Genomic DNA, 23,110 nt, shown 5'->3' with positions numbered 1-23,110 from the left:
CGGACGCGCGAGCGATGCCGCCCTGCCGAGTTGCCGCCAACATTCCTGCCGCCCGGAACCTGCTGCATGACAGAACAACCGATTGCGGGCCGTCTGCCCGGCCGTGTCGTGTCCGCCTTGCGCGCGTTCGTCGCCGGCCTGGCGCTGACTCTGCTTGCCGGCTGTGGCGAGGCGCCGCAACTGCCTCTGCGCGTCGGTCTCAATCCGTGGGTGGGCTACGATCCGCTGGTGCTGGCGCGCGAGCGTGGCCTGTTCGATCCGTCCGATCTGCGTGTGGTCGAGCTCGAAACGAGCAGTGAAAGCGCGCGCCAGTTGCGCAACGGCCTGATCGAGGCCGCCGGGTTGACGCTGCCGGAAGCGGTCGAACTGGCGGCGGCGGGCATCGACGTGCGGGTGGTGGCGGTGCTCAGCCTGTCCAGGGGCGCCGACGCGGTGCTTGCGCGCCCCGGCATCGGTTCGGCCGATCGCCTGCGAGGTGGGCGCATCGGCCTCGAAGACACCGCGCTGGCAGCCATCATGCTGCAGCGCCTGCTCGAAACAGGCGGCCTGCGGCGTGACGAGGTGAGCCTGGTCATGCTGCCGGTGGTCGAGCACGAATCGGCGCTGAAGGCAGGCCGCGTCGATGCGGTGATCACCTTCGAGCCGGTCATTTCCAGACTGTCGTCGGACGGCTTCGTCGTCGTGCTCGACAGCGCCAACATGATGGGCGAGGTCGTCGATGTGCTGGTGGTGCGCGCCGACGCGTTGCAGGCGCGACCGCATCAGGTGCAGGTGCTGCTCGATGCGTTCGAAGCCGGCCGACGCGAAATGCTGGCACGTCCGGCCGAGGCGGCGAATTCGCTGGCGGCCGGCGCCGACCTCAGCGTCGATGAGTACGCGCTGGCGCTGTCCCGCCTGAACATTTACAGCGACGCGCAGAGCCGGGCACTGCTCGCCGCACCGACCGATGCGCCGGCGCTGGGTCTGGCACGGCTGTCGAGCGATCTCAAGGCCAGCGGCCGCATGATGGCCGACCCCGACTGGTCGCGCCTGTTCGTGTCCGGCCTGGCACCGGCCCGTGACGGGAAGGGCGCGCAATGAAGCTGCCCTCGCGCACGCTGGTGCCGTTGCTGCTGACCGTGTTTGCGCTGCTGCTGGCCGTGTTGAACAACATTTTGCAGGTGCGCGAATACCGGCAACTGGTGGAGTACGAACAGTCGCAGTCGCTGACCGAGCGCCTCGGTGTCGAGCAGTCGGTGCTCGACCTGCACATCGCCAACGACAACCTTCCGCAGTTGCGCCGCATGGTGGCCGAGCTCGGCCTGCGCCCGAACCTGACGCACGCCTACCTGATCGCGCCCGGCGGACGCGTCGTCGGTTCGCTGGCGCGCGCCGACGTCGGGCAGCCGCTGGTCGACAAGGTGATGGACCCGGCCGGCAACCCGCTGCTTGCGTTGAACACGTCCCCTGACCGCTCCTTGCGCATCGAGCGTTCGGCCGACGGCCGGGCTCTGCTGGCCGTGCTGACGCTGGCCGCCGGTCACCGCCTGCTGGTGCGTACCGACCTCGAACTGCCGCTGGCGCAGCGGCTGCACGCGAGCCGGCTCGAACTGTGGCGCCATGCGGCGACCATCCTGCTGTCCGCGCTGCTGCTGGCGCTGTTCCTGCACCTGATCTGGTTCCGTCGCACACAGCGGCTGGTCGATGCGGTGCGCGAGGTCGGCCGCGGGCGGCTCGACACCCGCGTCAGCATCGACGGCCGCGACGAACTGGCGCAGATCGGCAGTGCGATCAACGACATGGCGCTGAAGCTGCAGGCGCAGCACACGGCGCTGCGCGACAGCGAGACGCGCATGCGCGCCGTGTTCGAGCAGGCCGGCGTCGGTGTCGCCCGCATCGACAGCCGGCTGGGACGCTTCGTCGACGTGAACGCGAAGTATTGCGCCATCGTCGGCTACAGCCGCGACGAAATGCTGGCGCTCGATTTCATGCGCATCACCTACCGCGACGATCTGGCGGTCGACCTGCAGCACATGGAGGCGCTCAAGCGCGGCGACATCCGTGAGTTCTCGATGGACAAGCGCCTGGTCCACAAGGACGGTCACATCGTCTGGGTGAACTTCAGCGTGACGCCGCTGTGGGCGCCCGGTGAGGCGCCGGACTACCACATCGCGGTCGTGCAGGACATCACGTCGCGGCACGAGGCGGAGCAGGCGCTCAAGCTGGAGCGCAATCGTCTGCAGGCGGCGGAGCGCATCGCCCGCCTCGGCAGCTGGGAGTTCTATCCGGCGCTCGGGCGCGGCTGGTGGTCTGAGCAGATGTACGAGTTCTTCGGGCTCGATCCGGCTGCCGGCATCCCGCCGATCGACGACTACCTCGCCTGCATTCACCCGGACGACCGGCCGAGCGTGGCGCAGGCCATGCGGCAGATGGCCGAGGCGGCGCCCCACCTTACGCCGACGATCTACCGCACGGCCCCTGAGCGCGGACCGGTCCGCTACCTGCAACCGTCGGCCGAATGCGTCACCGACGCCGCCGGCCGGGTGATCAAGTACACCGGCATGCTGCTCGACGTGAGCGCCTCGGTCGAGGCCGAACAGGCGCTGCGCGCGTCGGAGGAACGCCTGCGCGCGACGCTGGAATACGCGCCGAACGTGGCGGTGCAGTGGTTCGATCGCGACGGTCGCGTGCTGTACTGGAACCACGCCTCGGCAACGCTGTACGGATGGAGCATGGACGAGGCACTGGGGCGCGGCGTCGACGAACTGATGTTCGGCAGCGACGAAGCTCGCGATTTCGTCGAACTGCTGGCGCGCGTCGAGCGCGACAAGGTGCGCATCGGACCGCTCGAATACACGGTGCGCCACCGCAGTGGTACGTTGCGCCAGGTCGAGGCCAGCACCTTTGCCATTCCGGGCCTGCAGGGCGAACCGATCTTCGTCTGCATGGACGTCGACGTGACGGCGCGGCGCAGCGCGGAAAAGGCGGTCGAAAAGGAACGCACCTACCTGCGCACGCTGTTTTCGGCGCTGCCCGATTTCGTCTGGGTGAAGGACATCGAAGGCCGCTACCTGTCGTGCAACCGCATGGTCGAACAGTTCTTCGGCCTGCCGGAGGCCGATCTCGCCGGCAAGACCGACCACGACTTTTTCCCGACCGAGGTGGCGGACCTTTTCCGCGCGCAGGACGAGGAAACCGTGCGCACCGGGCTGCGCAGCATCCATGAATCCACGGTCAGTTCGGACGTGACCGGCGAATGCCTGCGCGTGCAGACGATCAAGGTACCGATGCGCAGCGAGGACGGCACGCTGATCGGCGTGCTCGGCATGGCGCGCAACATCACCGAACTGCGCGATGCGCAGGACGAACTGCGCGCGCTCAACCGCGACCTCGAACAGCGGGTGAGCGAGCGCACGCAGGCGCTCACCGCGGCGATGAAGGAGCTCGAATCCTTTTCCTACGCCGTGTCGCACGACCTGAAGGCGCCGCTGCGCGGCATCGACGGCTACAGCCGCATCCTGATCGAGGACTACGGTGACCGGCTCGACGAGCAGGGGCGACGTTTTCTCGGCAATATCCGCAACGGTGCGTCACAGATGCACGCCCTGATCGAGGACCTGCTGGCCTATTCGCGCATGGAGCGGCGCGCGCTGGAGGCGAGCCGCGTCGATCTGGGCGAGCTGATGCGCAGCGTGCTGACCCGTCGTGCCGACGAGATCGCGGCAGCGTCGGCGCAGATCGTCGGCGAGGTGCCGTCGCTCATCGTGCGCGCCGACCGGCAGGGACTGGACCTGGTGTTGCGCAATCTGATCGACAACGCGCTGAAGTTCAGCCGCGATGCGAAGCCGCCGACCATCACGCTGAGTGCGCGAAGCGAAGGGGAGCGCATCGTGCTGTCGATACGCGACAATGGCATCGGATTCGACATGAAGTACCACGAGCGGATTTTTGAGATATTCCAGCGCCTGCACCGCAGCGAAGAGTTCGCCGGTACCGGCGTAGGCCTGGCGCTGGTGCGCAAGGCGATGCAGCGCATGGGCGGTCGCGTGTGGGCGGAAAGTGCGCCCGGCGAAGGCGCCTGTTTCAATCTGGAGTTTCCTGCATGATCACTGCGGTCAACCAGCAGCAACCCTTCACGCTGCCCATACTGCTGGTCGAGGACAATCCGGTCGACATCGACCTCACCTGTCGCGCCTTTGCGCGCAGCCACCTGCACAACCCGATCAGCATCGCCCGTGACGGCGAGGAGGCGATCGGCCTGATTGACCGCTGGGAGGCGGGCGAGACGCCGCCGTCGCTGATTCTGCTCGACATCAACCTGCCGCGCGTGAATGGCATCGAGGTGCTGCGCCACCTGAAGGCGCATCCGAAGTACCGGCGCATTCCGGTGGTCGTGCTCAGTTCGTCGTCGGAAGACCGCGACCTGCACGACGCCTACGCGCTGGGCGTCAATTCCTTCATCGTCAAACCGGTGGATTTCGATCGTTTCGTCGAGGCGGCGGGACAGATCGAACGCTACTGGTGCGAACTCAACCAGCGTCCGGTGTGATGCGCGTCCTCTATACCGAAGATTCGGAGTTCGACGCCGATCTCACGCAGCGGGCGCTGGCACGCTGCGGGCGCGACATCGAGCTGCAGATCGCGACCACGCTGGCGCGTTCGCGCAGCCTGCTCGAATCCGGGCAGTTCGACCTGCTGCTGACCGACCTCAAGCTGCCGGACGGCACCGGGCTGGAACTGCTCGCCCACGTGCGCGAACAGGGCTGGCCGCTCGCCGTCGTCGTGCTGACCGGCTCGGGCGACGGCGACGCGGCGATCGCCGCGTTGAAGGCGGGTGCCGACGACTACCTGATCAAGCGCGACCAGTATCTGGAACGCCTGCCGCGCGTGATGGAAGCGGCCGTACTGCGCCAGCGCTCGATGAAGGCGCGGCGCGACCGGCCGATACGCGTACTGTCGGCCGCTGCCAGCGGAAACGAACTGGAGCGCATGCGCCGGCACTTGCTGAAGCATGCGCCGCACATCCGGCTCGATGCGGTCGTCCGCGTCGACGACGTTGCGCCCCGCTTGCCGGCCACCGGCGAAGAAGCCGAATTCGACGTGCTGCTGCTCGATGCCGGTCCGCATCCGGCGGACGCGCTTGAACTGGTCCGACGCATCCGGCTGGAGCGCCTGCTGCAGCTGCCCGTGGTCATGATGGCCGGCCGCGAAAGCGAAGAACTCGCGTCCAGCGCACTGCATCTGGGCGTCGATGACTACCTCGTGCAGCACGAGGGCTATCTGTACGAACTGCCGTCCACGCTGGAGAAGGTGCATCGCCGTGCCGAACTGGCGCGCGAGGAGCGGCGCCTGCGCGACACCAACCAGCGCATGGCGCAACTGCTGGCGTCCAGTCCGACCATCGTCTATAGCCTGCGTGTGCTCGATGGCACGGCGCACGCGACCTGGGTGAGCGAGAACGTCAGCCGCATTCTCGGCTACTCGATCGCCGAGGCGATGCAGCCGGGCTGGTGGATCGATCATCTGCATCCGCAGGATCGCGACCGCGCACTCGCCGGCATGGCGACGCTGATGCGTGACGGTCATCTCAGCCACGAATACCGCTTCCGCTGCGGCGACGGCCGCGAGATCTGGGTGCGCGACGAACTGCGGCGGGTCAGCGAGGCAGGCGCACCGGTGGTCGACATCGTCGGCTCGTGGACCGACATCACGGCGAACAAGCGCGCCGCGCTGGTGAACGAGGCGCGCGTCGACGTGCTCGACCGCGTGGTGCAGGTGGCACCGCTGGAATCCGTGCTCGAAACGATCGCGCTGCGCATGCAGGCGATCGAGGCCGACATGCGCGTGTCCATCGTGCTGCTCGACGAAGCCAGCGGTCATCTGCGCAATGGGGCGGCGCCCAGTCTGCCCGATTACTACAACCAGGCACTCGAGGCGCTGCAGCCGGGCGAAGGCGTCGGCTCATGCGGCACGGCGATCTGGAGCGGCGAGCCGGTGCTGGCGGCCGACGTGATGGACCACCCGTACTGGGCGCCCTATGTCGATCTCGCGCGTCGCGTCGGTTTCCGCTCCTGCTGGTCGGTGCCGTTCAAGGACGAGGCCGGTCGCGTGCTCGGCTCCTTCGCCGTCTATCACGACGCCCCCGGCCTGCCCGATGACGAACAGTTCAAGCTCATCGTCGAATTCAGCCGCATCACTGCGCTGGCCGTGCAGAAGGTACGCGCCGGTCGCGCGCTGCGGCAGGCGGCGGCCGTGTTCGAGAGCACGCGCGACGGCGTGTTCATCACCGATCTGGACGCCAGCATCGTCGCCGTCAATCGTGCCTTCACCGACATCACCGGCTACAGCGAATTCGAGGTGCTGGGAAACAATCCGCGCATCCTGCAGTCGGGTCGTCACGAACCGGCCTTCTACAAGGCGATGTGGCGCGCCGTTCTGGACAGCGGCTTCTGGCAGGGCGAGGTGTGGAACCGGCGCAAGAACGGCGAGCTGTATCAGCAGTTGCTGAACATCAGCACGGTGCGTGACGAATCGGGGCAGGCCAGTCATTACGTCGCGGTGATGACCGACATCAGCCAGCTCAAGCGCTCCGAAGCCAAGCTCGATCACCTCGCGCATCACGACCCGCTGACCGACCTGCCGAACCGCCTGCTGCTGCAGTCGCGTGTGCAGCACGCGATCGAGCGTGCCGAACGGCAGCACGAGCACGTCGGGCTGCTGTTCATCGACCTCGACCGCTTCAAGAACGTCAACGACAGCCTGGGCCACCCGGTTGGCGACGAACTGCTGAGCGCCATCGCGCAGCGCCTGCGCGCGCGCCTGCGCGAGGCCGACACGCTGGCACGTCTGGGCGGCGACGAATTCGTGCTGCTGATCGAGAGCATGACCGCGCCCGAGGATGCCGCCCACGTGGCCCATTCGCTGCTCGAACTGATGCGGGCACCGTTCCGCCTCGCCCAGGGGCGCGACATCTACATCGGCGCCAGCATCGGCATCGCCGTCTATCCGGAAGACGGCACCACGGTGACCGAACTGATCCAGCATTCCGACGTCGCGATGTATCAGGCGAAGGAGGCCGGCCGCGGCGCCTTCCGCTTCTACACCGAGGCGATGAGCCGGGCCGCGCAGGACAGACTGCATCTGGATACGCGACTGCGCCGCGCGCTCGAACGTGGCGAATTCCGTCTGCATTACCAGCCGCAGATCGACATGGCGAGCGGCCGCGTCGTCGGGGCCGAGGCGCTGATCCGCTGGATCGATCCGGACGAGGGCATGGTGTCGCCGGCCCGTTTCATTCCGGTGGCCGAGGAAAGCGGCCTCATCGTGCCGATCGGCGAGTGGGTGCTGCGCACCGCCTGTGCTCAGGCGCGTGCCTGGCAGGAGGCCGGCCATGCGCTCAGCATCGCCGTCAACCTGTCAGCGCGCCAGTTGCAGCACGCCGACATGGCGCAGTACCTGTCGGCGCTGATGGCCGAGTCCGGTCTGCAGGCCGGACGGCTCGAATTCGAACTGACCGAATCGATGCTGGCTGACGATCTTCAGCAGACCGAAGAGCGCCTGCGCGCGCTGAAGGCGCTCGGCGTTGCGCTGTCGATCGACGACTTCGGCACCGGCTACTCGTCTCTGGCCTACCTCAAGCGCTTCCCGATCGACGTGCTGAAGATCGACCAGAGCTTCGTGCGCGACATCCCGCAGGACCGCAACGACATGGAGATTGCCGCCACCATCATCGCGATGGCGCACACACTGAAGATGCGCGTGGTCGCCGAAGGCGTCGAAACCGAGGAGCAGCTCGCCTTCCTGAAGGACCGCGAATGCGACGCCTGGCAGGGCTATCTGTGCAGCAAGCCGGTGCCGGCTGAGGAGTTCGAGGCGCGCTTCCTGCGCACCTGAAGCTCTGCGGCCCTGGCCGCGTCGCGGCCAAGGCCGCTCCCACAGGAGACCTGCGCCAGATCTGTGTATCGAGCCAGGACCAAGTTCTGTGGGAGGGGTCTTGACCCCGACAGCAGCCTGCATCGAAGCCTGCGGACTGCCAAGGCCCTGTCGCGGCCAAGGCCGCTCCCACAGGGATCGCGCCCGATTCGCGGGTGGAGCCAGCGCGGGGTTCTGTGGGAGGGGTCTTGACCCCGACGGCAGCGTGCATCGAAGCCCGCGGACTGCGGCGACGGCGTCGAGCTTGAGGCTGCTCCGACCGGATGGGCGCCTGGCCCGCGCTGCGCAGGGCGTGCTCAGAACGGCAGCGCGAGCTGGCCTTCGTCGTGGCCGGTGGGCGCGTCAGCGAGATCTTCCGCCGACAGCAGGTGCCCTGCGCGCACGCCGAGCAGTCTGAACCGACGTTCAAGCGGCATCCGTTTCAGACACAGGCCGGCGTGGCGGCGGATCACCGTTGCATCCGCGGTGTAGGCATCCATCGTGATTTCGCGCGTGACGATGCGGAAGTCGTCCTGCCGCAGTTTCACGCCCACCGATTTCGCGACGACACCTTTGCGTCTGAGGTCGTCGGCCAGCCGCTCGCACAGCCAGGTGAAGATGCCACCCAGTTCCTCGCGGTCGTGTTTCGCGTGCAGGTCGCGTTCGAAGGTGGTTTCACGGCTGATCGATTTCGGGTCGCGGCTGTAGCTGAGCGGGCGCTCGTCGTGCCCACGTGCAGCGGCGGCGAGCCAGGCGCCGTAGCTGCGGCCGAACTGTTCGATCAGCCAGTGCGGCTCGGCGGCCGCCAGCTCGCCGATGGTGCGTATGCCCAGAGATTCGAGCTTCGCGCTCGCCTTCGGGCCGATGCCGTTGATGCGCTTGGCCGGCAGCGGCCAGATGCGGGTGGCGATGTCGGCTTCGGTGATCACCGTCAGGCCGCGTGGTTTTTCGAGGTCGGAACAGATCTTGGACAGCAGCTTGTTCGGCGACAGACCGATCGAGCAGCTGAGCCCGGTCGCCGCGTTCACCGCCTGCTGGATGCGGCTCGCGATCGCCCGCGCGCCGCCGTGCGGGTCGTCGCCGACGGCGTCCTGCGCGCCCGGCTGGTCGGTCAGTTCGAAATAGATCTCATCGATGCCGCGGTCGTCGATTTGCGGCACGTGCGCCAGCACTGTCTGCTTGAACAGCCGCGACATGCGCTTGTACTCGTCGAAGTCGGTCGGCAGCAGCACGGCGTCCGGAGCCAGCGCAGCGGCCTTCATCAGACCGATGCCCGAATGCACGCCGAAGGCGCGCGCCTCGTAGGTGGCGGTGGTGGCCACGCCGCGGCCGACGTAGTCGCGCAGCCGGGCGAAGCGGCGCGTGCCGTCGGCCTGCAGTTCCGGCTGATGCCGGGCACCGCCGCCGACCACCATGGGCTGGCCGCGCAGTTCGGGGTAGCGCAGCAGTTCGACCGACGCGAAGAAGGCGTCCATGTCGAGGTGGGCGATCCAGCGGCGCGGCACAGCGGGGTCCGGATGATCAGCGGGCCGGGGCGGGGCGACTTGCGGCGGGCGGTCGCTCGCCGGCGCGGCTGGCCGCTTCGAGCGCATCGCGCACGGCGTCCATGTCGTGCGCGCGCAGGCCCTCGACCAGCGCGCGCGAGGCATCGCGGCGAGCTTCCGCGTACTGGCGCAGTTCGCGCAACGTAGCCGCCGACGGCGCGGCGGGGCTCAGGTGCAGTTCGCTCAGGTCCTCGAAGCTCTGCTGGTAGGGTTGCGCAACCTCGCTTTCGATCTGCCCGGCAAGGTCGTCGAAGCTGGCGCCATTGCGCTGGGCGTCGCCAATCAGCGTGTTCCAGCGGTGGGCGATGCGGCGGTCGGCGCCGATGAAGTCGCGGATTTCGTCGCGCGCCATCACCTCTTCGCTCCAGCGGTAACGCGGCGCCGGTATCGCGATCACCAGCACGATGACCATCAGCGCCAGCCCGAGGCCGGCCAGCCATTGCCCGGCCGAGGCCACCGGCTGGCGGTAGCGGCCAAGTACGGCGCTGTCGTCCAGTGGGCGCACCAGCGCCGCGCCGGCCAGCAGGCCGGCGACGAAGCCGCCGATGTGGGCGCCGTTGTCGATGCCGGCAATGTTCAGCCCGAGCACGATGGTGACGGCGGCGAACAGGCAGGCGCCCCAGAACAGGCGTACGAATTCGCGCCGGTCCAGCGTGGCACGCTGCTGCCACAGGAAGGAGAGCAGCGCGCCATAGACGCCGAAGATCGCGCCCGATGCGCCGCCCGATACGGCGCGGTCGCCCTGCACGATCAGCGACAGCAGGTTGCCGGTGAGACCGCTGACGAAATAGATCGCGACGAAACGGACCGGCCCGAACATGCGCTCGACCAGGCGACCGCCGTCGAGCAGCGACAGCATGTTCATGCCCAGGTGCAGCAGGCCGAAGTGCAGGAACAGCGCACTGCCCAGCCGCCACCATTCGCCGTCCTTGGTCGCTGGCCCGAAGTTGGCGCCCCAGGCGAGCTGGATGCCGTTGGCCGAATGCCACAGCCCGGCACCGGACAGCAGCATGGCGGCGAACACTGCCAGGTTGGCGACGATGAGCGCCGTCGTCACCGGGATGCGGCGGCGGCGGGCGATCAGCTGGTCGATCAGGGGGAGCGGTGCGACGGTCACGAAAGGCGGGCGTGGTGGTGTTCGATGTGCAACGTATGCGAGGTTAGCACCGGCAGCCGACGGCAACCGTTACCGGCCGGTAACGCTTTCATCTGCGCCGGGCCGGAAATCGGCGAAGCGCTCGGCCAGGAAGTCGACGAAGGCACGTACACGCGCCGACAGCTGGTGGTGCGGCGGCCAGATGGCGTGGATGTCGGCCGCAGTGCCGGCCCAGGGTTCGAGCAGGCGCACGAGCTGGCCGTCGCGCAGCTGCGGTGCGATGTCCCATTCCGAGCGCAGCAGGATGCCGTGGCCGTCCAGCGCCCAGTCGACCGCGATTTCGCCGTGGTTGGTACCGAGCGGTCCGGCCACCTTCACCTTCACTTCGCGCGTGCCGTCGGACAGTACCCAGGTGTTGAAGGCGTCGTCGTTCTCGCGGATGACGATGCAGCGGTGCGCGCGCAGCGCCTGTGGCGTATCCGGTGCGCCGAACGCGGCCACATAGGACGGCGCCGCGCACAGCAGCCGGCGGTTGCGGGCGATGCGCCGCGCATGCACGTGGGTGTCGGGCGGCGGACCGAAGCGGATCGCCAGATCCATGCCGTGGCTTTCGAGGTCGAGCGGGCGGTCGGTCAGGTGCAGCACGACCTCGACTTCGGGCCAGAGCCGCGCGAACTCGGACACCGCTGGCGCCAGATGGCGGCGACCGAAACCGAAGGTGGCATTGATGCGCAGCAGGCCGCTCGGCACCGCCCGGCTGGCGGCGAGCGAGCGTTCGAGCGCGTCGATGTCGCGCAGGATGCGTTCGCCTTCTTCGAGATAGCGCTCGCCCTCGGCGGTCAGGCTGACCCGGCGCGTCGTGCGGTTGAGCAGGCGCACACCGAGCCGCGCTTCCAGCGCCGCCAGCCGCCGGCTCACCGCGGGCGGCGTGACGCCTAGCTGCTGGGCCGCCGCGGCGAGGCTGGGCTGGCGGGCCAGCGCGCTGAAGAAGAGCAGATCGGCGGCGTCTTTCATTAATGACTTGGAAAGCAATGATCGTTTGAATTTCTGATCATTGTAGTTATGGATGGCTTGAATAGCATGGTTGCCATCGATCTCTCCCTGCTCAGTGATGGCTTTCCAAGACCTTCTGATCACGCTTCCGCTCGGCGCCGCGCTGGGCTTCTTCGGCGGCCTGTTCGGCATCGGCGGCGGCGTCATCGCCATTCCGCTGCTGGCGCTCGCCTTCGGCATGGATCAGGCGCTGGCCCAGGGCACGGCGCTGGTGATGATGGTGCCCAATCTGCTCGTCGGCTGGTGGCGCTACCAGCGCCGGCACCCGGTGCCTGTTTCGCGCGTGCTGGCGATTGCCGCCGTCGCCACCGCCACCACCGCCGTGACCGCCCATTTCGCGGCGCGGCTGGACCCGACCCTGCTGCGCGTGCTGTTCGGCGGCTTCATGGCGGCGCTGTCGGTGTCGCTGCTGTGGCGCTCGGTGCCGTCGGCACAGAGCGCTGCACCGCGGCCGCGCGACACGCTGATTCCGCTGGTCGGCGTGGTCGGCGGCAGCAGCATGGGCCTGCTCGGCGTTGGCGGCGGGCTGGTCGCGACGCCGCTGTTCGTGCGTCTGTTCGGCCAGCGGCAGACGGTGGCGCAGAGCCTCGCGCTGGCGCTGGTGACGCCGAGCGCCGTCGTCGCGCTGGCCAGCTACGCACAGGCGCACAAGGTCGACTGGAGCATGGGGCTGCCGCTGGCCGCGGGCGGGCTGTTCACGGTGGCGGCCGGCGTTGCGCTGGCGCACAGGCTGCCGGAGCGGCAGATGCAGAAGCTGTTCGCGCTGCTGCTGATGGCCACCGCGGTCGCGATGGCCGTGCAGTAAGGGCGGTCGGTTCCGAGGGGCGGCGGCTTCAGCCCTCGAAACTGCTGCGGTCGAGCACGTCGCCGACCAGTTCGAGCCGCAGCAGCGGGTCGCGCATTTCCATCAGCCGCTGTTTGTCGTCCGGCTGCAGCGGCAGCAGTTCGCACCAGCGGTTGGCGACCCAGCCCGCGTTGTCGAAATGCTTCGGTGTATCCGACGGCGTGAATTCGGATGCGGTCAGCGCGTCGAGCACGCGTACCAGAGCGGCCGCGACGTAGGTGAGGTCGGGCGGCACGGCGCAGGGCGGGTCGGCCGGAATGTCCTCGACGTCGGCCATCCACAGTCCGTGCGGCGTCTGCGAACTGGCGGTGACGCGGAAGCGCGTGCTGCCGCGGGTGAATATTTCGTACAGCCCGGGCTGCGGTTGCGCGAAGTGGGTAATCACCGCTCGCGTGCCGACGGCGTGAAAGCGCTCGGGCGCCGGCGCGCCAGCGCGCATCACTTCGTTGCCCTGGATCAGCGACACGACGCCGAAGGGCGTGCCGGCGCGGTGGCACTTCTTGATCATGTCGAGGTAGCGCACCTCGAAGATGCGCAGCGGCAGCAGGCCGTCCGGAAACAGCACGGTGCCCAGCGGGAACAGCGGAATGGCTTGGTCGGTCAGCGTGGTCGTCATGAGCGGGCCTGCTGGGTGGTCGGCGTGCGGCAGGTGATGCCATCGAGTTCGGCGGCGAAGCTGGAAACTTCGCGCTGCAGGTGCCGGCGCTGCGCGTCGGTCAGCGAAGCCGACAGTTCGCTCAGCGCCTGCGCGGCGCGCGCCCGGTTGTCGCGGAAGGCCTGGGCGTAGCCCGGCGTCCAGTGTCTTTCGGGTGCGACGAACATGGCCTCGAGTTCGCGCCTGAACGCATCCGGTGCGAGGTCGGTGCGCGCCAGCAGATCGGCCATCGCAGCCTGCCAGCGGCGCCGGCTTTCCAGACTGTCGTCGCTGCGACTGCGCACCTCGCGCGCCCAGCGGTCGACGATGTCGCGCTGTGCCGGCGTGAGCCGGCCGATCCAGTTCTCGATGCGTTCGCGCAGCCGCGTGCTGCGCTCGCGCACGATGTCTTCCGCGGACGGCTCGACCCAGTCCTTCACGTATTCGCGGGTATTGCGTTCGAAGCGGCGCTTCAGTGCGGCGATCTGCTCCGGCTTCGCGCCGGCGACCAGCGGCCCGATTTCGCGCGCGGCTTCGCTGGCGGCGGTGCGGGCGAAGCCGAGCACGGTGTCGATGTGAGCGTCGATGCGCGCCACGTCGGCACCGGCGCGCAGATCGGCATCGACCTGCCTCAGCCAGCCGGCGTAACCCGGCAGCTGGCTGCTGCAGTGCCAGTCCACCCAGCGCGTCAGCGCCGGCTGCACGGCGGCGCGCTGCGTGCTGTTCAGCGGCAGGTAGTCGTCCAGTCGCCAGGCGATCAGCCGGTCGAGCTGGTTGTAGCCGACCTGCACCATGCTGCAGGCGGCAAGCAGCACGGTGGTCAGAAAAAGCAGCAGGAGGCGTCGCCAGTCGGCCATTGCAATGTCGGGATGAGGGCTGCGCGATCGGGCACAGGATGGACTCTAGACCCGTATCGCGGCCACGGGTTCGTGCGAAACCTTTTTCCGCCGGCCTGCTCACAGAGCGAACGCCGCCGCCTACAATCGCGCCCATGACCCGACCGCGCCTGTCGATCCGCTCCCTGCGCCGCCTGCTGGCCTTGTCGTCGACGCTGCTGCTGGCGGCCTGCGGCGAGGTATGGAACGACCCCTACCCGGCGGCCGAGAGCGGACAGAACATCCTCTACACCGCTTTCACCGACCGGCCGAAGCACCTCGATCCGGTGCAGTCGTACAGCGAGAACGAAATCACCTTCACGGCGCAGATCTACGAAGCACCGCTGCAGTATCACTACCTGAAGCGCCCGTTCGAACTGGTTACCGCGACCGCCGAGGCGATGCCGTTGCCGCGCTTCTACGACGCATCGGGCCGCGAACTGCCGGCCGACGCGCCGGCCGCCGATATCGCCGAGTCGGTGTATGAGATCCGCATCAAGCCGGGCATCCGCTACCAGCCGCACCCGGCACTGGCGCGCGACGACGCCGGCAACTACCTGTATCACGAGGGCGGCCCCGGAGAGCGGCGCACGCTGTACGACTTCGAGCGGACCGGCACGCGCGAACTGGAAGCGGCCGACTACATCTACCAGATCAAGCGCCTGGCGCACCCGGGCCTGCATTCGCCGGTGTTCGGGCTGATGAGCGACTACATCGTCGGTCTGAAGGAATACGGCGACACGCTGAAGGCGGCGGCGAAGTCGCTGCCGCCGGGCGGCTGGCTGGATCTGCGCAAGCACGAGCTCGCCGGGGTCGAACTGGTGGACCGCCACACCTACCGCATACGTCTCAAGGGCAAGTACCCGCAGTTCCTGTACTGGCTGGCCATGCCCTTCTTCGCGCCGGTGCCGTGGGAAGCCGACCGCTTCCATGCGCAGCCGGGCATGGCGGAGCGCAACCTGACGCTGGACTGGTATCCGATAGGCACCGGCCCCTACATGCTGAGCCAGAACGACCCGAACGCGCGCATGGTGCTGACGCGCAATCCTAACTTCCGCGACGAAACCTATCCCTGCGAAGGGGAGGAGGGCGATCGCGAGGCCGGACTGCTGGCCGACTGCGGCAAGCGTCTGCCGCTGGTCGATCAGGTCGTGTTCACGCGCGAGAAGGAACAGATTCCGTACTGGAACAAGTTCCTGCAGGGCTATTACGACGCCTCCGGCATCAGTTCCGATTCCTTCGATCAGGCGGTGCAGTTCGGCCAGACCGGCGAGGTGAACCTGAGCGACGACATGAAGGCGCAGGGCATACGGCTGCAGACCTCGGTGTCCACCTCGACCATGTACATGGGCTTCAACATGCTGGACCCGGTGGTCGGCGGCATGGGCGAGCGCGGGCGCAAGCTGCGTCAGGCCATCGGCATCGCACTCGACCAGGAGGAGTTCATTTCCATCTTCCAGAACGGCCGCGGACTGCCGGCGCAGTCACCGCTGCCGCCCGGCATCTTCGGTTACCGCGACGGCCGCGAAGGCATGAACGCCTTCATGTACGACTGGGTGGACGGCGAGCCGCGGCGCAAGCCGATCGAGGCGGCGAAGACCTTGCTGGCCGAAGCGGGCTGGCCGGGCGGGCGCGATGCGAAGACCGGCGAGCCGCTGGTGATCAATCTGGACACCACCGGCACCGGCCTCGGCAGCAAGGCGCGCATCGACTGGCTCACCAAGCAGTTCGACAAGCTGGGCGTGCAGCTGGTGGTGCGCAGCACCGACTACAACCGCTTCCAGGACAAGATACGCAAGGGCGCTGCCCAGCTCTTCTTCTGGGGCTGGAACGCTGACTACCCGGATCCGGAGAACTTCCTCTTCCTGCTCTACGGCCCGCAGTCCAAGGTGAAGGTGCAGGGCGAGAACGCGGCCAATTACGAGAGCGCCGAATTCGACCGCCTGTTCGAGCGGATGAAGGCGATGGACAACGGCCCGGAGCGCCAGGCCATCCTCGACCGCATGCTCGAAGTGCTGCGCCACGACGCGCCCTGGGTGTGGGGTTACCACCCGAAGAGCTACGGGCTGGAACACAGCTGGGTGTTCAACCGCAAACCATCGACCGTGGCCAACAACACGATGAAATACACCCGCATCGATCCGGCGCTGCGTGAGGCGAAACGCGCCGAATGGAACCGTCCGGTGCGCTGGCCGCTGTTCGCCTTCGCCGCGCTGCTGCTCGCGCTGGTTTGGCCCGCCTGGCGCCACTGGAAGCGCTCGGAACAGGCGCGTGCGGTGGGAGCGGGCACATGATCGCCTACATCATCCGCCGCCTGCTCTATGCCATCCCGATTCTTATAGGGGTGAACCTGATCACCTTCGTGCTGTTCTTCGTCGTCAATTCGCCGGACGACATGGCGCGCATGCAGCTCGGCGCCAAGCGGGTGACGCCGGAGGCGATCGAGAAATGGAAGGCCGAGCGCGGCTACGACCGGCCGCTGGTGTGGAACGCCGATGCGGCCGGACTGGCTAAGGCGACCGACACGATACTGTTCGACAAATCGATGCGCATGTTCGTGTTCGACTTCGGTCGCGCCGACGACGGCCGCGACATCGCGCTGGAGATCGGCAACCGCATGGGGCCCAGCCTCGCCATCGCGATACCGACCTTCCTGCTCGGCCTGTTCGTCACGGTGAGCTTCGCGCTGCTGCTGGTGTTCTTCCGCAACACCGCGCTCGACGTCGGCGGCGTCGTGCTGTGCGTCGCGGCGATGTCGATCTCCGGCCTGTTCTACATCATCGGCGGCCAGTATCTGGTCAGCAAGGTGTGGAACCTGGTGCCGATTTCCGGCTACGCGCCCGGACTGGACGCCGGCAAGTTCCTGATACTGCCGGTGCTGATCAGCGTGGTCGGCGGCATCGGTTCGTCGGCGCGCTGGTACCGCACGCTGTTTCTAGAAGAGATCAACAAGGACTACGTCCGCACCGCCCGCGCCAAGGGGCTGTCGGAACTGCGTGTGCTGTTCCGCCACGTGCTGAAGAACGCGATGATCCCCATCCTGACCGGTGTGGTCGTCGTGATCCCGCTGCTGTTCATGGGCTCGCTGCTGCTGGAGAGCTTCTTCGGCATCCCGGGCCTGGGCAGCTACACGATAGACGCGATCAACTCCCAGGACTTCGCGGTCGTGCGCTCGATGGTGTTCATCGGCTCGGTGCTCTACATCGTCGGCCTGCTGCTGACCGATATTTCGTACACGTTGGTCGACCCACGCGTGAGACTGAACTGATGGCCGACCTTATTGGCGTGAAACCGGTCTTCCTCTGGTCCGACCTCCTGCTGTGGGCGCTGGTCGCCGGCGCCGTGCTGCTGGCCATGTACTGCCGCAGTCAGGACTACCTGCGACGCGCCTGGCGGCGGGTCGGCGAATCGGCGGCGGCGATGGCCTCGGTCACGGTACTGGCGGTATTCGTCGCGGTCGGCCTGCTCGATTCGCTGCACTACCAGCCGCGCCTGCCGGCGCAGCAGGGCAGCAGCGAAATCCAGTACGCGCCGGAAGTGCTGTCGGCCCTCGACGCGCTGTTCGCCGACCTCAGGCTGAACAAGGAAAAGACCTATTCGGCGCCGCTGGCCACGCACGGCTTCGCCAAGGAAACGATGGAGCGCGACGGCGTGCAGACGCGCGACTATCCGCGCCTGCTGTTCGGCGGCGCCCACCTCGACGATCTGTCGCAGCATGAGGCCGACCTGCGCAGTCGCGCGCTGTCGGGCGCGCTCAAGGGCGCCGTGCTGTGGGCGGCGTTCACCGGCCTCGTCGCCGGCCTGCTCGCGCTGGCGCAGCGGCGCAGCTATGCCGACACCTGTCGCGCGGTATGGCGACCTCAGCTGTCGGCCGAGCGAACGATCGCCTGGCGCGCCGTCTTCGTCACCGCCGCCGTGCTCTGTGTGCTCGGCGGCGTCATCGCCGCCTGGGCCGACGGCTACCACGTGTTCGGCACCGACAAGGTGGGGCAGGACGTGCTCTACCTGTCGCTGAAATCGGTGCGTACCGCGCTGCTGATCGGCACGCTGACCACGCTGGTGACGCTGCCACTGGCGATCGCGCTCGGCCTGATCGCCGGTTTCCGTGGCGGCTGGTGGGACGACGCGATCCAGTACTTGTACACGGTGCTGAACTCCATCCCCGGCGTGCTGCTGATCGCCGCCATGGTGCTGATGATGCAGGTGATCATCGACACCCACCCGGAGTGGTTCGAAACCGCCGCCGAGCGTGCCGACGCGCGCCTGCTGGCGCTGTGCTTCATCCTCGGCCTGACCTCGTGGACCGGTCTGTGCCGGCTGCTGCGCGCCGAGACGCTGAAGCTGCGCGAACTCGATTACGTGCAGGCGGCGCGCGCCTTCGGTGTCAGCGATGCGCGCATCATGGCGCGCCACGTGCTGCCCAACCTGATGCACATCGTGCTGATCGCGCTGGTGATGGATTTCTCCGGCCTGGTGCTGTCGGAGGCCGTGCTGTCCTACATCGGCATCGGCGTCGACAGCTCGATGAACAGCTTCGGCACGATGATCAACGCCGCGCGCCTCGAACTGTCGCGCGAGCCGGTCGTGTGGTGGTCGCTGGCCGCTGCCTTCGTGCTGATGCTGGCGCTGGTGCTGGCCGCCAACCTGTTCGCCGACGCGGTGCGCGACGCCTTCGATCCGCGCTTCCAGTGGCGGGCGCGCCGCACGCTGCGGAGGGTGCCGGCATGAACGCACCGCTGCTCGAAGTGCGCGGCCTGACCGCCGAACTCGACACGCCGGCCGGCATCGCGCGCGCCGTCGATGCGCTCGACTTCGACGTGCGCGCCGGCGAAACGATGGCGCTGCTCGGCGAATCCGGCTGCGGTAAGTCGATGACCGCGAACGCGCTGATGCGGCTGCTGCCCGACGTCGGCTACATCGCCGGTGGCAGCGTGCGACTGTCCGGCCGCGAACTGACGGCGCTGACCGAGGCCGACATGCGCCAGGCGCGCGGCCGCGACATGGCGATGATTTTCCAGGAGCCGGGCACCAGCCTGAATCCGGTGCTCACCGTGATGCAGCAGATTGGCGAGGTACTGTCGCTGCACCGCGGGCTGCGCGGCGCGGCGGCGCGCGCGCGCGCGCGCGAACTGCTGGCCGCGGTCGGCATTCCGGACGCGGCGCGCCGGCTCGACGAATATCCCTTCCAGTTTTCCGGCGGCATGAAGCAGCGCGTCATGATCGCGATGGCGCTGGCCGGCGAGCCGAAACTGCTGATCGCCGACGAACCGACCACCGCGCTCGACGTGACGATACAGGCACAGGTGCTCGACCTTCTGGCGAGGCTGCAGCGCGAACAGGGCATGGCGCTGCTGCTGATCACGCACGACCTCGGCGTCGTTGCGCGCATGGCGCATCAGGTGGGCGTCATGTACGCCGGCCAGCTGATCGAGCGCGCGCCGCGCGCGGCCTTCTTCGCGCAGCCGGCGCATCCGTATTCGCAGCTGCTGTTCGCCGCCTTGCCGGACACCTCACGGCGGGGCGAGCTCGCCACCATCCGCGGTTCGGTGCCGCCGCTGACCTCCGATTTCCGCGGTTGCCGCTTCGCCGAGCGCTGCCCACGGGCCTGGGCACGCTGCCACGACGAGGCGCCGGCCTGGCAGACGGCGGGCGAGGGCCAGCAGGTGCGTTGCCACCTGTACGACCCGGCCGAGGCGGGCCGCGGTTCACAGCACGTCGCACCGTCCGCCGGTGCCGCCGAAGCCGCGCAGGCGGGCGAGGCGCAGCCGCTGCTGAGCGTGCGCGAGCTGAAGGTGCACTTCCCCATCCGCCGCGGCATCCTGCAGCGCACGGTGGGCCACGTGCGTGCGGTCGATGGCGTTTCGCTGGACATCCGCGCCGGGCGCACGCTGGCGCTGGTCGGCGAATCCGGCTGTGGCAAGACCACCGCCGGCAAGGCCGTGCTGCGACTGATCGATCCGACCGCCGGCAGCGTGACGCTGGGCGGTCAGGATGTCGGCGCCGCATCGGGCTTGGCATTGCGCGAACTGCGGGCGCAGATGCAGATGGTGTTCCAGGACCCGTACGGCTCGCTGAACCCGCGCATGCGGGTCGGCGAAATCATCGCCGAGGGCATGTCGGCGCTGAAGCGCGCCGGCGGTGACGAGGCGGTGCGCGCACTGCTCGAACAGGTGGGCCTGCGACCGGACATGGCCGATCGTTACCCGCACGAATTCTCCGGTGGCCAGCGCCAGCGCATCGCGATCGCGCGCGCGCTCGCGGTGCAGCCGCGACTCATCGTGTGCGACGAACCGACCTCGGCACTCGATGTGTCGGTGCAGGCGCAGATACTGAATCTGCTGCGCCGGCTGCAGCGCGAACTGGAGCTCGCCTACCTCTTCATTACACACAACATCGCGGTGGTCGAGCACCTGGCGCACGACGTCGCGGTGATGTATCTGGGGCGGATAGTCGAGAGCGGTTCGGTCGATCGCGTGCTGCGCGCGCCGCGTCATCCCTACACGCAGGCGCTGCTGTCGGCGGTACCGCGCATCGATGGCGCGCAGCAGCCGCAGAAGCTGGCGGGCGATCTGCCGTCGCCGGCCAGTCCGCCGTCCGGCTGTGCTTTCCACCCGCGCTGTCCGCGTGCGCAGGCGCGATGTTCGACCGAGCTGCCGCCGCTGGCGGGCGAGGACGACCGTCAGGCCGTGGCCTGCTGGTATCCGGACTGAGCGCGGTCGACGCAAGGAGGAAACGATGACATTTCCGGCTATCGCGGGCCTGCGCCTGCCACTGATCCAGGCGCCGATGGCCGGTGTGCAGGATCACCGGCTTGCCGCTGCCGTGTCGAACGCAGGCGGTCTCGGTTCGCTGCCGGCCGCCATGCTGGGTGCGGACGCTTTGCACGATCAGCTGAGCGCGCTGCAGGCGCTCACCGACCGGCCGATCAACGTCAATTTCTTCTGTCATGTGCAGCCGTCGCCGGACGCGGCGCGCGAGGCTCGCTGGCGCGCTGCGCTTGCGCCGTATTACGCCGAGTTCGATGTCGATCCGGCGCAAGTGTCGGCCGGGCCGGGGCGCATGCCTTTCAGTGCCGACATGGCCGATGTGCTCGAAGCCTTTCGTCCGGCGGTCGTCAGTTTCCACTTCGGGCTGCCGGCGGCCGATCTGCTGGCGCGGGTCAAGGCCTGGGGCGCGTGCGTGCTGGGCTCCGCCACCACGGTGGCCGAGGCGCGCTGGCTCGAGGCGCACGGCGCCGATGCGATCATCGCGCAGGGGCTGGAGGCGGGCGGTCACCGCGGACATTTCCTGTCCGACGATCTGAGCGAACAGCTCGGCACCTTTGCGCTGCTGCCGCAGGTGGTGCGCGCGGTGTCGCGCCCCGTCATCGCCGCCGGCGGCATTGCCGACGCCCAGGGCGTGGCGGCCGCGATGGCGCTGGGGGCGAGCGCGGTGCAGGTCGGTACCGCCTATCTGTGCTGTCCCGAGGCGACGACCTCGGCCGTGCATCGCGCGGCGCTGGGCAGCGAGGCGGCACGTCACACCGCGCTGACCAATGTGTTTTCCGGGCGACCGGCGCGTGGCATCGTCAATCGAGCGATGCGCGAACTGGGGCCGATCAGCGCCGACGCGCCGACGTTTCCGCTCGCCACGGCGGCGATGGCGCCGCTGCGTGCGCGCGCCGAAGCGGCCGGAAGCGGTGATTTCTCGCCGCTGTGGTGCGGCCAGAATGCCGCCGGCTGCCAGCCGGTGCCCGCGGCCGAACTGACGCGGCTGCTGTCGGCAGGCTTCGCGCTCTGAGCGTGCGTCGGGCGGCCGGGCGCACGCAGCTGGGGGCTGCTATTTCTTCGGTGCCGGCTTCTTTGCCGCAGGTTTCTTCACCGGAATGACGGCCTTCTTCTTGGCGGCAGGCGCGGCAGTTTTCTTCTGCACTGCCGGTTTCACCGCCTTGTTGCCGGATGGCGGCGTGATCGGCACGTTCACCCAGCGTCCATTCCGCTTGACCCGCTTGTACTTCGGCTTGGTCACGCCCAGACGCGGCGCCTCTTCGGCGTTGCCTGCACCGTCAAGCGACAGGCTGCTGTTCTCGTCGGGCACCAGCAGCGTGGTGCCCGGACCGATCTTCACTGTCGGTGACAGGCCGTTGAAGCGGCGCAGCCGCCACTCGGTCACCCCGAAGCGGCGGATGACGGTGGCCAGCGTTTCCTTCGGACCCAGCGTATAGGTGCGCCACGGCGCACCGGCTGCCGGTGCGGCATCGGCGTCACGGTTGCTGAGGTTGGACATGAAGGTGTCGACTGCGTGCGACGGCAGCACCAGCTGCGCACCGCCTTCGCCAGCGCGGATGACCGGCCGCTTGTGCTGCGGGTTGAGCGCCTTGATCTCGGCCACCGGCACGTCGGCCAGTCGCGCCGCAGTGGCCAGATCCATGGTCGGCGCTTCGGCCACCAGCGTGAAGTAGGGCTTGTTCTCAACCGTATCGAGTTCGATGCCGAACAGTTCCGGCTGGGCAATGATGTTCTTCAGCGCCTGCAGCTTGGGCACGTAGTGCCGCGTTTCGTTGGGCATGTTCAGCGAGGCGTAGTCGGTCGGCAGGCCGGCCGCCTGATTGCGCATGACCGCGCGACCGACCGCGCCTTCACCCCAGTTGTACGAGGCGAGCGCCAGGTGCCAGTCGCCGTGCATTTCGTAGATACGCTGCAGATATTCGAGCGCCGCCGCTGTCGAGGCGACGATGTCGCGACGGTCGTCGCGCTGCGCGTTCTGTTCCAGGCCGTAGAGCTTGCCGGTCGACGGGATGAACTGCCACACGACGGGATGAACTGCCACAGCCCGGACGCCTTGGCGACCGACAGCGCCTCCGGGTTGTAGGCGCTTTCCACCATGGGCAGCAGCGCCAGTTCGGTCGGCAGGCCGCGCTTCTCGATTTCCTCGACGATGTGGAACATGTAGCGGCGGCCGCGCTCGGTCATCCGCCGGAAGTAGTCCGGGCGGTTCAGGTACCAGGCCTGGTGCTCCGCCACCAGCGGGTGGTCCAGATCGGCCATGCCGAAACCCTTGCGGATGCGTTCCCACAGGTCGTCCGGCGGCACGGTGAGGTCGATCGGCCTGATCGCTTCTTCTTCATTGGCGATCACTTCGGTCGGTTGCGGAAAGGGAATCGGCTCCGCCTTGCCCGGCTTGATGCCAGGCGTG

At 68.1% G+C, this 23,110-nt stretch carries 16 protein-coding genes; 10 read left to right on the top strand and 6 right to left on the bottom strand.

Features of this window, described 5'->3' with window-relative positions; translation table 11 throughout:
• The first annotated feature begins 66 nt into the window (after positions 1-66).
• From METRZ18153_RS0113675 to METRZ18153_RS0113660, 4 genes are read left to right on the top strand one after another with little or no spacing between them, the layout of a single operon-like run.
• Positions 67-1,080, top strand: coding sequence for an ABC transporter substrate-binding protein (locus METRZ18153_RS0113675; protein ID WP_020165254.1), 1,014 nt, complete (start codon positions 67-69; stop codon positions 1,078-1,080).
• Entirely contained in the window at positions 1,077-4,085 is a 3,009-nt protein-coding gene (locus tag METRZ18153_RS0113670) for a PAS domain S-box protein (protein ID WP_020165253.1), read from the top strand. The genes METRZ18153_RS0113675 and METRZ18153_RS0113670 overlap by 4 nt, the downstream gene beginning before the upstream one ends.
• Positions 4,082-4,528, top strand: coding sequence for a response regulator (locus METRZ18153_RS0113665; protein ID WP_020165252.1), 447 nt, complete (start codon positions 4,082-4,084; stop codon positions 4,526-4,528). The genes METRZ18153_RS0113670 and METRZ18153_RS0113665 overlap by 4 nt, the downstream gene beginning before the upstream one ends.
• Positions 4,528-7,872, top strand: a complete 3,345-nt coding sequence (locus METRZ18153_RS0113660) for an EAL domain-containing protein (protein WP_020165251.1) — start codon at positions 4,528-4,530, stop codon at positions 7,870-7,872. Before METRZ18153_RS0113665 ends, METRZ18153_RS0113660 begins: the two co-directional genes overlap by 1 nt.
• Before the next feature lie 335 nt (positions 7,873-8,207).
• Here the strand turns inward: METRZ18153_RS0113660 and METRZ18153_RS0113655 are convergent, their stop codons facing one another.
• The 3 genes from METRZ18153_RS0113655 to METRZ18153_RS0113645 form a co-directional block, all read right to left on the bottom strand.
• On the bottom strand, positions 8,208-9,395 hold the full coding sequence (locus METRZ18153_RS0113655) for a Y-family DNA polymerase (protein ID WP_020165250.1): 1,188 nt from the start codon (positions 9,393-9,395) through the stop codon (positions 8,208-8,210).
• Positions 9,396-9,411: 16 nt separating this feature from the next.
• Positions 9,412-10,551: a rhomboid family intramembrane serine protease gene (locus METRZ18153_RS0113650; RefSeq protein ID WP_020165249.1), complete on the bottom strand. Its 1,140-nt coding sequence runs from the start codon at positions 10,549-10,551 to the stop codon at positions 9,412-9,414.
• A gap of 69 nt (positions 10,552-10,620) precedes the next feature.
• Positions 10,621-11,544 (bottom strand): LysR family transcriptional regulator, encoded by a 924-nt coding sequence (locus tag METRZ18153_RS0113645; protein ID WP_020165248.1) that lies wholly within the window; start codon positions 11,542-11,544, stop codon positions 10,621-10,623.
• A gap of 97 nt (positions 11,545-11,641) precedes the next feature.
• Here METRZ18153_RS0113645 and METRZ18153_RS0113640 point away from each other — a divergent pair, with 97 nt between their 5' ends.
• Positions 11,642-12,388 (top strand): sulfite exporter TauE/SafE family protein, encoded by a 747-nt coding sequence (locus tag METRZ18153_RS0113640; protein WP_020165247.1) that lies wholly within the window; start codon positions 11,642-11,644, stop codon positions 12,386-12,388.
• A 28-nt stretch (positions 12,389-12,416) separates the two neighbouring features.
• Here METRZ18153_RS0113640 and METRZ18153_RS0113635 read toward each other — a convergent pair whose 3' ends face one another.
• Positions 12,417-13,043: an LON peptidase substrate-binding domain-containing protein gene (locus METRZ18153_RS0113635; RefSeq protein WP_020165246.1), complete on the bottom strand. Its 627-nt coding sequence runs from the start codon at positions 13,041-13,043 to the stop codon at positions 12,417-12,419.
• Complete coding sequence (locus METRZ18153_RS0113630) at positions 13,040-13,918, bottom strand: DUF6279 family lipoprotein (protein ID WP_020165245.1); 879 nt, start codon at positions 13,916-13,918, stop codon at positions 13,040-13,042. The genes METRZ18153_RS0113635 and METRZ18153_RS0113630 overlap by 4 nt, the downstream gene beginning before the upstream one ends.
• 134 nt (positions 13,919-14,052) lie before the next feature.
• On the opposite strand from METRZ18153_RS0113630, the gene METRZ18153_RS0113625 reads away from it, so the two are divergent.
• Genes METRZ18153_RS0113625 through METRZ18153_RS0113605 form a run of 5 tightly spaced genes read left to right on the top strand, consistent with a single transcriptional unit; the run spans position 14,053 to position 21,715 of the window.
• The gene (locus METRZ18153_RS0113625; protein ID WP_020165244.1) at positions 14,053-16,230 is read left to right on the top strand and encodes an ABC transporter substrate-binding protein; all 2,178 of its coding nucleotides are present in this window, start codon (positions 14,053-14,055) and stop codon (positions 16,228-16,230) included.
• On the top strand, positions 16,227-17,204 hold the full coding sequence (locus METRZ18153_RS0113620; RefSeq protein WP_020165243.1) for an ABC transporter permease: 978 nt from the start codon (positions 16,227-16,229) through the stop codon (positions 17,202-17,204). Before METRZ18153_RS0113625 ends, METRZ18153_RS0113620 begins: the two co-directional genes overlap by 4 nt.
• Complete coding sequence (locus tag METRZ18153_RS0113615) at positions 17,204-18,664, top strand: ABC transporter permease (protein ID WP_020165242.1); 1,461 nt, start codon at positions 17,204-17,206, stop codon at positions 18,662-18,664. The genes METRZ18153_RS0113620 and METRZ18153_RS0113615 overlap by 1 nt, the downstream gene beginning before the upstream one ends.
• Positions 18,625-20,646, top strand: a complete 2,022-nt coding sequence (locus METRZ18153_RS0113610) for an ABC transporter ATP-binding protein (protein ID WP_020165241.1) — start codon at positions 18,625-18,627, stop codon at positions 20,644-20,646. Before METRZ18153_RS0113615 ends, METRZ18153_RS0113610 begins: the two co-directional genes overlap by 40 nt.
• Before the next feature lie 25 nt (positions 20,647-20,671).
• Positions 20,672-21,715 carry an NAD(P)H-dependent flavin oxidoreductase gene (locus tag METRZ18153_RS0113605; protein WP_020165240.1) on the top strand — a complete coding sequence of 348 codons (1,044 nt, stop codon included), beginning with the start codon at positions 20,672-20,674 and terminating at the stop codon, positions 21,713-21,715.
• Positions 21,716-21,754: 39 nt separating this feature from the next.
• On the opposite strand, the gene METRZ18153_RS21225 is transcribed toward METRZ18153_RS0113605, so the two are convergent.
• The gene (locus METRZ18153_RS21225) at positions 21,755-22,744 is read right to left on the bottom strand and encodes a transglycosylase SLT domain-containing protein (protein WP_269744945.1); all 990 of its coding nucleotides are present in this window, start codon (positions 22,742-22,744) and stop codon (positions 21,755-21,757) included.
• Positions 22,745-23,110 lie beyond the last annotated feature (366 nt).

This window comes from Methyloversatilis discipulorum, assembly GCF_000385375.1.
Taxonomy (GTDB): Bacteria; Pseudomonadota; Gammaproteobacteria; order Burkholderiales; family Rhodocyclaceae; genus Methyloversatilis; species Methyloversatilis discipulorum_A.
Note: the sequence above shows the minus strand (reverse complement) of the source record. Positions and strands in the feature narration are given on the sequence as shown.